At 55.2% G+C, this 9003-nt stretch carries 8 protein-coding genes; 2 read left to right on the top strand and 6 right to left on the bottom strand.

Annotation, left to right across the window (positions count from 1 at the left end):
• Positions 1-478: 478 nt before the first annotated feature.
• Positions 479-664: a ferredoxin gene (locus tag VMT71_06800; GenBank protein HVN23661.1), complete on the bottom strand. Its 186-nt coding sequence runs from the start codon at positions 662-664 to the stop codon at positions 479-481.
• A gap of 135 nt (positions 665-799) precedes the next feature.
• Between VMT71_06800 and VMT71_06795 the strand changes: the two genes are divergently transcribed.
• Positions 800-2671: an aldehyde ferredoxin oxidoreductase family protein gene (locus VMT71_06795; GenBank protein ID HVN23660.1), complete on the top strand. Its 1872-nt coding sequence runs from the start codon at positions 800-802 to the stop codon at positions 2669-2671.
• The gene (locus tag VMT71_06790; protein HVN23659.1) at positions 2668-3036 is read left to right on the top strand and encodes a hypothetical protein; all 369 of its coding nucleotides are present in this window, start codon (positions 2668-2670) and stop codon (positions 3034-3036) included. The genes VMT71_06795 and VMT71_06790 overlap by 4 nt, the downstream gene beginning before the upstream one ends.
• A 32-nt stretch (positions 3037-3068) precedes the next feature.
• Here VMT71_06790 and VMT71_06785 read toward each other — a convergent pair whose 3' ends face one another.
• The 5 genes from VMT71_06785 to ilvA form a co-directional block, all read right to left on the bottom strand.
• Positions 3069-3809: an endonuclease/exonuclease/phosphatase family protein gene (locus VMT71_06785; protein ID HVN23658.1), complete on the bottom strand. Its 741-nt coding sequence runs from the start codon at positions 3807-3809 to the stop codon at positions 3069-3071.
• A 272-nt stretch (positions 3810-4081) separates the two neighbouring features.
• On the bottom strand, positions 4082-5608 hold the full coding sequence (locus VMT71_06780; protein ID HVN23657.1) for a phospholipase D-like domain-containing protein: 1527 nt from the start codon (positions 5606-5608) through the stop codon (positions 4082-4084).
• Between the two features lie 77 nt (positions 5609-5685).
• Positions 5686-6663, bottom strand: coding sequence for a carbon-nitrogen hydrolase family protein (locus VMT71_06775; protein HVN23656.1), 978 nt, complete (start codon positions 6661-6663; stop codon positions 5686-5688).
• A 187-nt stretch (positions 6664-6850) separates the two neighbouring features.
• Entirely contained in the window at positions 6851-7747 is an 897-nt protein-coding gene (locus VMT71_06770) for an isoaspartyl peptidase/L-asparaginase (protein HVN23655.1), read from the bottom strand.
• Positions 7744-8922 (bottom strand): threonine ammonia-lyase, encoded by a 1179-nt coding sequence (gene ilvA / locus VMT71_06765; protein ID HVN23654.1) that lies wholly within the window; start codon positions 8920-8922, stop codon positions 7744-7746. The genes VMT71_06770 and ilvA overlap by 4 nt, the downstream gene beginning before the upstream one ends.
• Between the last annotated feature and the right edge of the window lie 81 nt (positions 8923-9003).

Here is a 9003-nt window from a genome sequence, read left to right as displayed (position 1 = left end):
ACTTTCGGGACAAAGTAGTTGCCCGATTGAAGCATTCCCTTCACGATCAGCGCCCACCTGCCTTCGGGTCCCCAGAGGGATCGTATGGACAGACCCACGCAAAATATCAGGCCGCTTAAACAGGCGATGCCAGCGAATGCGCGCCAGTCACGGGAGGACCACGATGCCCGGGTTGTTATGCGATTTGAGCCAGGGGAAGAGTTCGTAGGCTACCCGTCAGAATCCGTCAGGAATTTAGTCCCCCATTATACAACATTTGCGTTTCAGGGCAAAAGCCCAGCCGCGATGCTGTGCAGCGTAGGCAACAATCTTTATGACGGCGGACTACAACGAGGATCACTACTCGTGCTGATTAAGGCCGATCAGCAGTCAAGATGGCCATCCCGGCCCGGAGCCTGCGCACCCCGGCGACCCGACGTCCTGGGTGCGCAGGCGTACCAGTTATAGTATGTATACTCTTGAGTGCTACGTGGCATAACTATTTGTCGTAGTGGATAGCCTCTACAGGGCATGCATCTGCAGCCTCCACTATCTTGTTGTCAAGAGACAGATCCGCTCCTTTCTTGACGATTGCCACATCTCCTTCCATCTCGAAGACCTCCGGACAAATCTCGACACAGGAGCCACAGCCAACGCAACTTTCATCAACAGTCACTGATTTCATGGTATCCTCCAATCGTAATGGCGCTCCAAAATAGCGGGTTGCTCACACCTGCATTCCTTATTAGTAGGTCCTTTTAGTCTCAAGTCAAGCCCGCGCAAAGTTCAGGCGACCGGTTGTGCTATAATGGAGCCGCACATGAACCCCGGCACGATACTAAACAGAAAAATAGCTTTTATTGATCTAACGGATCGTTCAATCAGGATTGAGGAGATCCCTCGTGAGGTTCGGCGCCGGTTTCTTGGCGGCAGAGGACTCAATATGTACCTGCTCTCCAGGTACTATACACGTCATCTGGACCCGTTTGCCCCGGAGAACCCTCTTATCTTCGGGGCAGGGTTTCTGGCGGGGACGCTCGGATTTGGTTCGCGCCTCAATGTGACTTCCAAGTCTCCCGAGTCAGGGCATCTGGGCGATACCAACATGGGTGGTGAATTCGCGGCCGAACTGGTCAAGGCAGAGTTCAGCCACCTTGTGGTAACAGGAAAGAGCCGGGAGCTTCTTTATCTACTCGTAAGGGATGGAGTGCTGGAACTACGTCCCGCTGTCCACCTGAGAGGGATCGATACGGTGGAGACACAGAAAAGGATTCGATCAGAACTGGGCGATGAGAGAACACAAATTGCATGCATCGGCCTGGCCGGTGAAAATCTGGTCAGGTTTTCCGCAATCCGCACGGGTCTGAAAAATGCCGCAGGAAGGACGGGCATGGGCGCGGTGATGGGCGCCAAAGGGCTGAAAGCTGTAGCTGTACGGGGCACCATGGATATCACGTTCCCCCAACCGAAAGAATACCTGAGCTATTACCACAATGCCCTCGACCAGCTGATGGAAACAAAGTGGGCGCGGGCTCTCGGCACGTACGGCACCCCTCTGCTCTTTCGTCTCTGCAACGCCATGGGTTTCTTAAGTGTCCGTAACAATCAGGCTACGACGGTGGGGGAGCAAGGCTCAGCTCTTGAAGCCGAAGCGCTGGAGCACTATTCCAAGGGCATGCTCTCCTGTTTCGGCTGTCCTGTGCACTGCCGACAGCGTTATGCAATCACTGAAGGTAAATACAAGGGAACCAGGGGTGAAGGTCCTGAGTACGGTTCCATGGGATCTCTGGGGCCTAAATTGGGAAACCTCGATCCTGATGATATCATCTATGCGTGCGAGCTCTGCAATTACTACGGGCTCGACACGATGTCTACAGGCTCGTACCTTGCGTGGGCAATGGAACTATACCAGCGGAACGTGATCGGGCCGGGGTTGACGGACATTCCGCTGGAGTGGGGTAATGGCGCCACTATCATTGAATTGATCCACCGCATTGCGCAGCGAAAGGGCATAGGCCACGTACTGGCAGAAGGGCGCGACGCGCACAGGACATTCGGAGATGCCTCTCTTGATTATCTCATGGAGATCAAGGATTTCCCGATTGAAATGACGGATGAGCGGCTGCCGAAGAGCTTTGCGCTTGGCATGGCTACGGCGTCGCGAGGCGCCTGTCACATGAGAAGCAGAGCATCCATCGATGTGCTCGGGCTTCCTGAACAGGTACTGGAGAGCGTTTACGGGGGTAAGGTGAGCAGTCAGTTCGCGTCGTATGCGGGCAAAGGAAGAATGGTATGGTGGCACGAGGTCCTGAACGCGGTTTGTGATTCTCTGGGCCTCTGTCGTTTCTTAAGCGTTTTCTCCAGCCCTCGTGCGCTGGGCTACAAGGAATTTTCTGAGTTGATTGCGCTTGCTACGGGCATGACCGTTACAGCCGACGAGTTGAAATCCGTCGGAGAACGCGTCTGTTCGCTTGAACGATGGATGCTTCTCAAGGATGGCATCAGCCGGAAAGATGACACGCTTCCCCGCAGGTATTTCGAAGAGCCGGTTCCCGATGGACCTTGCAAAGGGCAAATCGTCCTCCGGTCCGAATTTGATCGGATGTTGAACGAGTACTATGATCTGCATGGCTGGGACACGAACGGGGTCCCCGAAAAAGCGACGTTAGAGAAGCTCGGGATTGGCGAATGAAAATAAAAGTCGAGAAAGAGAAGTGCAGCGGCTGCCACCTGTGTGAAATGGTCTGCTCTCTTTTTCACTTGGGGGTTCTCAATATTGAGAAATCGGCCATTCGCATCGAGAAGGACGATCTCGGTACGAGCCTTAACACGCCGGTTGTCTGCCGTCAGTGTAAAAAAATGAAGTGCCTTGCCGGAGAGAACATCGACGAGCCGTCCGAGAAGAAGAAATTCCTCTGGGATAAGCAGAGAGTTAAGGCCTGTCCTTTCAAGGCGCTCCCCTCATTTCAAGAAACAGCGTATCACTGCGACCTGTGTGGAGGCGACCCTCAGTGTACAAAGGTTTGCACGCCCGCGGCTATTTTCCTGGTGCGCTGACCGCGGGTGTACGTTCAGGGCTTTCTGATTTCTCAATGATTTTCAATACGAAAATCGGCGACGATAGGCAGATGGTCCGAGGCGATTAACGCTGTACGACTCCGGTGTAGCGTCGCTCCCTTCAGTTTCAGAACTCTGTCGAAATAGATGTGATCGAGATGAAGAAAAGGCATGACACCCGGGTACGTCCTTGACCGTCCCAGGTGAAGTCGGGCGTCAACACACTCGAAATGGCGGGAAAGGAGCTTCGTTGTTAGTCCGCGCGTCCATTCGTTAAAGTCTCCGAGCACGATACGTATTCCTCCGCTGCCCTTCAGGATATCTTCATCGAGAAGTTTCCTGGCCTGCTTGCGTCTCTCGAGGTACGCAGTGCCCAGATGTATGTTATAGAAATGGAGCACCAGGCCTCGCCGCAGTTCGATATCAACGTGCAGACAGCCTCTTTCTTCCCTGCCCGGTTGGCTCAAGTCGTAGTTGCGCGTGGAGAACATGGGCAGACGGGTTAGGACGACATTCCCGTATGCGCCGCCGCGGTGCCTCCGGGTTTCTCCGAGTCTGTACTCAAGCCCCAGTTCGTCAGCAATATAGCGCGCCTGGTGTTCCTGCGGCGTCTTTCCTTCGATGCACACGACCTCCTGCAGGGCTATTATGTCCGCATGTATTTCGCGCAAGACGTCGGCTATGCGAGCCGGCCTCACTCGCCTGTCCAGACCGCGGCACTTGTGTACGTTATAGGTCACTACCCTGATCCCTGCGCTTCTTGCCCTCTCCATGACGTGATGCTACCTTTCAGTGTGCGGCACTGTCAGTGGCACAACGCTCTATCTCCGGGGCTCGCGTCGCCCCCTCCAGCGGTAAAGCCGCCTGAGCCTCCCCTCCACCCTCCAGCCGCTTCGCGGCTGCGGGTACCCGGTCGCCGTGCTCGCTAGATAGATGCCCTGGGGGGCGTCGAGCCAGCAGAGAACCACGCTCTCAAGCGTGGGTGAATGGATGACCGGTCCGCGCGAACGTGTGCTCTGAGTACTACGGGCTTGCCCGCGGGCATCTATACCCGAGGAGATTTTCCGCTTCTTATATTCAACGTCTTTTCAGCAGGTCTCTTCCTTCGTAATGTTTCGTTTCTTTCAGGCCTTCTCTTTCTCCGGAGCCTGTACGCACGGACAAAGAGAGCAACTGCTGACCAGGTGGCAATGACGGCGAAAGGAATCATTACCCAGCGGGGCCACAGCACGGCCAGTGCGGAAAAAAGAAGGAGAATGATGCCGGCAATTCGCATGATGCGGGCTTCCGCCGGGCCCAGCACCCGACGATCGGCAATAGCAGCCCCGACAGTGTTGCCGATCCTTATGGCCCCTGCTCCGGCGCGGCTTATACTTCCCCCGGCCATACCCTGCCTCACGCGCAAGCGCCTCGACGTCCTCCTTATCGGGCGGACCTTTTGCATTTTGTTCAGCACAATTTCCGTCGAGTGTTCAAGATCATCCAGGTAGAACTGTTCCATGTCCTGCGCGAAGGACTCATCCTCCACGGCAATATCCAGCTCGTAATTGGCCATCCAGCTTGCGACGTTAAGATTGGTAGATCCAACCCGGGCCCACCGGCTGTCTGCGACCGCGGTCTTTGCGTGCAGCATCGGCCCGTTCCATTCGAACACTCTTGCGCCGGCCTCGAGCAAAGGCTGATACCCGGCCCTTGAAAGTGCCCGCAGGATGGGGATATCGGTGGACCCGGGGACCAGAAGACGGACGTCAACGCCATCCCTGGCTGCAGCATTGAGCGATTGCACGTAAGGGATCATTCCAACAAAATAGGCATCGGTCAGCCACAGAGATTTGCGGGCTAGGGCCGTTATAAACTGGTCGAGGCGATAAAGGCCTGCCGTGTTCGGGACGCTTGCCACAACCTGCAACGTGACATTCCCGGCAGCCGGTATCGCATCTTTCCGGGGCATTTCATCATCCGGCAATGGGCTACCCATAGCCGCCCAGATATCGGCGAAAGCTCGCTCGACGTCGGCGACGGCCGGTCCGCGTAGCTCCACGCCGGTGTCGCGCCAGGGTTCAATGCCCCGCTCGCCATCTCCAACCCACATGCGTCCAACACAAAGCCCCGTTACAAAACCTATTTCCCCATCTACGGCAATCATCTTACGATGATCTCGGCTCAGCCAACCGAACGGTCTGTCGAAACGGAAGGGATTGAAGCAGCGTACTTCCACTCCGGCTTTCCTCATCCGCTCCCAGAATTTCTTCGACGTTTTGCCAAAGGCACCGAGCCAGTCGTAGATGAGCCTGACGTTTACCCCTTCACGCGCTTTGGCCGCCAGAACCTGGGAAAACTCTTCTCCAACGTTGTCTTCGTGAATGATGAAGCTCTCGAAATGGATGCTTTTTCTTGCGGAGCGCATGGCCTCCAGCCATGCGGGGTAGTTTTCCTTCGCATCCTTGAGCAACCGTATGGCGTTGCCCGCGATAAGCGGAGCACCAGCTGTTCTGGAAAGTGCCTGCTCGGCAAGTCGCCGGAAGGATGGTATTGTTCTGTCCGCCTGAGGACGTTGCGTTGCTCCAGCCATGTGTCCTCGATTTACCGTGGGAACTTAACTCAGAGGGCCACCACCCGATGTCCTTTATGCATTTTCCTTAATCAGCCTCACGTCCTTTCCTGAGGTTCTGGCTCCTGATCGACCACATTTTCCTTGACATCGGGAGCCTTCCTGAAATTCAGAGGCTTCAGCTCGCGTTCATCGAAAAAGACACGGAACTGCTTGGGCCAGTAATGGCCGGTTGTCTCGTGCAGAAAATAATGAGAGACGGCATTGTTCAGATCTACGTCTGCGTACACAATACCTTCCTCAGCGGGCGCCAGAGGGCCTGCCATTACCCTTCCCGTGCCTGCCTCGATGATTGTGGTCCAGGCGCCGCCCACACGCAGTTCAAGCCCGAGCTTCTTATTCACCTGCTCGTCGAGAACGCCCTGGCTGCAAATAACATAAGCATTGTACGCGATGGCGTGATACCTGGAGCAGACTTCCGACAGCGTGGTGTCAGAATAAGAGAAGCCAACCCACGACGCAATGTGTACCTGTTCGCCCATCGCGGCCAGCGTATAGCCCGGCAACGCCATTGTGTGCTCGCCGCATATAAGCCCGCCCATCCTGCCGATATCCGTATCGTAAACGGTATGCGTGCTGCCGTCCCCTTCACCCCAGACGAGCTTCTCTGCACCTGTAGGTTTGAGCTTCCTGTGCTTGCCCATGATGCGTCCCTTCCGGTCAAAAAAGAGAAGGGTGTTGTAGAGACTCTTGTTATCTCGTTCGTTGATACCGATGACAACATAGGCTGCATATTGTTTTGCCACCTCGCCGATCCTCGCGGTGGATTCTCCCGGCACATCCACAGAGTTGAGATAGAGCTCGGCGGAAAATTTGACGGCTCTTCGCATCTCCATGTTCCAGGCCCAGTACGGGCCGCCGGGAAGAAAGACCTCTGGCAATACAATAAGTTCCGCGCCGTTTTCCGCCGCCTGTTTTATTAGTGAACAGGCTTTTTCTACGCTCGCCTCTCTGTCAAGGTACACAGGTGCCGCTTGAATGGCTGCAGCCTTGAACTTCGGCAGTACGTCTCCCATCGCATTCTCCTTTCACTTTCACTCAATGATGCTTCCTGTTGCGTGTTCGCGCTGGCTGCATCGTTGATGGAAAGTCTATCAAATCAAACCTATGAAATCTATTCCTGGGATACCCGGTCGCGGTGCTCGCCAGATAGGTTTCCACGCTTGTCCGTGGAAACCTATTCTTGATGAAGAATCAGGCGTTCTAGCGGTAGAGCGCGTAATGTGCCATTTGTCTATTGGATACGACAGCACAGCCTTCTTTAGAGATTGCGATAACGCCCAGCGTGCTTTCGCAAGGGAATGACGTGACGCCCTTTCTGCAGGCTTCTCGCACGTGCGCCCCGTGGTCAATCGCATCATAGATACTTCTTGCCAGCATCCTCCTGATAATATCCTCGCCTGTGCCTGTGCATGCAACGGCCGCACAAGCACCTGCGTAAAAGCCGCACCCGATCATGGGGGAGTCTCCTACCCGTCCCAGCAACATAGGTGACGCCCCGCCGGTTGAGTTGGCTACTGCAAGGACACCTTTCCTGTCGAGGGCGACAGCGCCGATCGTATCAGCGCCCATGATGTCGTTGAATCGCTCTTCGAAATTCCAGAGCGACTTGATGTCAAAATCTTTCCATCGCGAATCGTGCTCTGCGAGCTTACCCTGCCGTATAGTACGCAAGAGTCTTCTGTGCTGCTCAAGGCTCTTCGCTGAGGGCTTACCAAACGTCCTTAAGCCTAACTTTCTCGCAAAGAGCTCTGCCCCCTGACCGGAAAGTGCCACGTGCGGTGTGCTTATCACGCCCTTTGCCAGGAGTATAGGGTTTTGCACTGTACGCACAGAAATCACCGTACCCAGATGGCCGGACGAATCCATCAAACCCGCATCCATTTCTACTGTTTTACCGTCAAGGCGCAGGGTCGAGCCCGAACCCGCGTTGTAGCGCCCGTCATCTTCGAGCAGTCGTGCTGCCTCGATTACTGCTTCGAGCGCGCTTTCGCCTTTCTTCAGTAATCTGAACGCTGACACGCAGGCTTTTTTGCAGCCGTCGCTGAGTGCGAGTGGCGAGCCAACCCCGCCGTGGACAACAACGCCGTAAGAAATCATTTTACCTCGAATCCTGCTGCCCTGATACCCTTGAGTATCTGCGCGAGATGCTCCGAAGTGCGAGACTCGATCGTGAAGATCACTTTTGTTTTTCCGACGGGTAGTTCCTGGTCGAGGCGGTGGTGAGCGACAGTGATAATGTTGCCGCGATGGCCGGCGATTATTCCGGCGATGGCGTGCAGACTTCCGGGGACATCATCGACCGTTACCCCGAAGATTGCGAGTCTGCCGCTTGTCACCAGGCCCTTCTGGATAATCCGGTCGATCAGGTTAAGGTCTATGTTCCCTCCGCTCGCGACGAGCACTACACGCTTTCTTCTGAAACGTTCCCTTGACTCAAGCAGAGCGGCAAGCGGCACCGCACCCGCTCCCTCGACAAGGAACTTCGTACGCTCCAGGAAGATGAGGATGGCCATCGCAATAGGGTCTTCCGGGACCAGGAGCATGTCATCCACGTACCTGGTTATGATCTCGAACGGTCTCTCTCCTACACAACCTACCGCTATGCCGTCAGCCAGTGTTGGCAGCGCACTTTCTTGAGAAATCCTTTTTTCTTTAAAGGAGCAAAAGGCGGAGGCAGCAGACTCGGTCTGAACCCCTATAACCTGAGTGGAAGGGGAGGCGTCCTTGACTGTTCTTGCGATGCCTGCCAGGAGCCCGCCCCCTCCTGCCGGCACGATGACGCAGTCAATATTCTCGAGATCTTCCAGGATCTCCAGTCCTACGGTTCCCTGTCCCGCAATGATCTCATCGTCGTCGTAAGGATGGACGAAAGTGAAGCCATGCTGCGTGAGCGCGTGGTCAAGCGCCTGCTGCAGGTTCTCCCCGTACAGTTCAACCTCTGCTCCGTATCCTTTTGTCGCTTCCTCTTTCACGATGGGCACGTTTGCCGGCATTACTATTTTTGCATGGATACCGAGAATACCTGCAGCGAACGCCACTGCCTGAGCGTGATTGCCTCTGGAAGCTGCTATGACCTTGCCCGTTTCCATAATCCCCAATTTGTTAAAGGCGCCCCTCACTTTAAATGAACCTGTCTTCTGCAGGTTCTCGGCCTTGATGTAAACGTCGGCACCACTCATATCACTCAAGGAGCGGGAATGGAGCAATGGCGTCCTATGTATGAAAGGCCTGATCCGCTCGGCCGCTGACTGGATGTCCTGTCTGGTTACCATGTTCGACCAGCTGCGCCGGATGAAAGGTGCACGTCGCAACTATTACGTGCAGCTCCGGCAGAAATCGCCAACACCAATGAA

The sequence above is a fragment of the Syntrophorhabdales bacterium genome (assembly GCA_035541455.1).
In the GTDB taxonomy this organism is placed as follows: domain Bacteria; phylum Desulfobacterota; class Syntrophorhabdia; order Syntrophorhabdales; family WCHB1-27; genus JADGQN01.
The sequence above is the reverse complement of the archived record's forward strand: the minus strand, read 5'-3'. Positions and strand labels throughout refer to the sequence as shown.

What these genes read in the sequence shown, in the direction of transcription:
- VMT71_06800 (HVN23661.1), bottom strand. Translation starts at nt 664, where the DNA reads ATGAAATCAGTGACTGTTGATGAAAGTTGCGTTGGCTGTGGCTCCTGT.
- VMT71_06795 (HVN23660.1), top strand. Translation starts at nt 800, where the DNA reads ATGAACCCCGGCACGATACTAAACAGAAAAATAGCTTTTATTGATCTA.
- VMT71_06790 (HVN23659.1), top strand. Translation starts at nt 2,668, where the DNA reads ATGAAAATAAAAGTCGAGAAAGAGAAGTGCAGCGGCTGCCACCTGTGT.
- VMT71_06785 (HVN23658.1), bottom strand. Translation starts at nt 3,809, where the DNA reads ATGGAGAGGGCAAGAAGCGCAGGGATCAGGGTAGTGACCTATAACGTA.
- VMT71_06780 (HVN23657.1), bottom strand. Translation starts at nt 5,608, where the DNA reads ATGGCTGGAGCAACGCAACGTCCTCAGGCGGACAGAACAATACCATCC.
- VMT71_06775 (HVN23656.1), bottom strand. Translation starts at nt 6,663, where the DNA reads ATGGGAGACGTACTGCCGAAGTTCAAGGCTGCAGCCATTCAAGCGGCA.
- VMT71_06770 (HVN23655.1), bottom strand. Translation starts at nt 7,747, where the DNA reads ATGATTTCTTACGGCGTTGTTGTCCACGGCGGGGTTGGCTCGCCACTC.
- ilvA (HVN23654.1), bottom strand. Translation starts at nt 8,922, where the DNA reads ATGGTAACCAGACAGGACATCCAGTCAGCGGCCGAGCGGATCAGGCCT.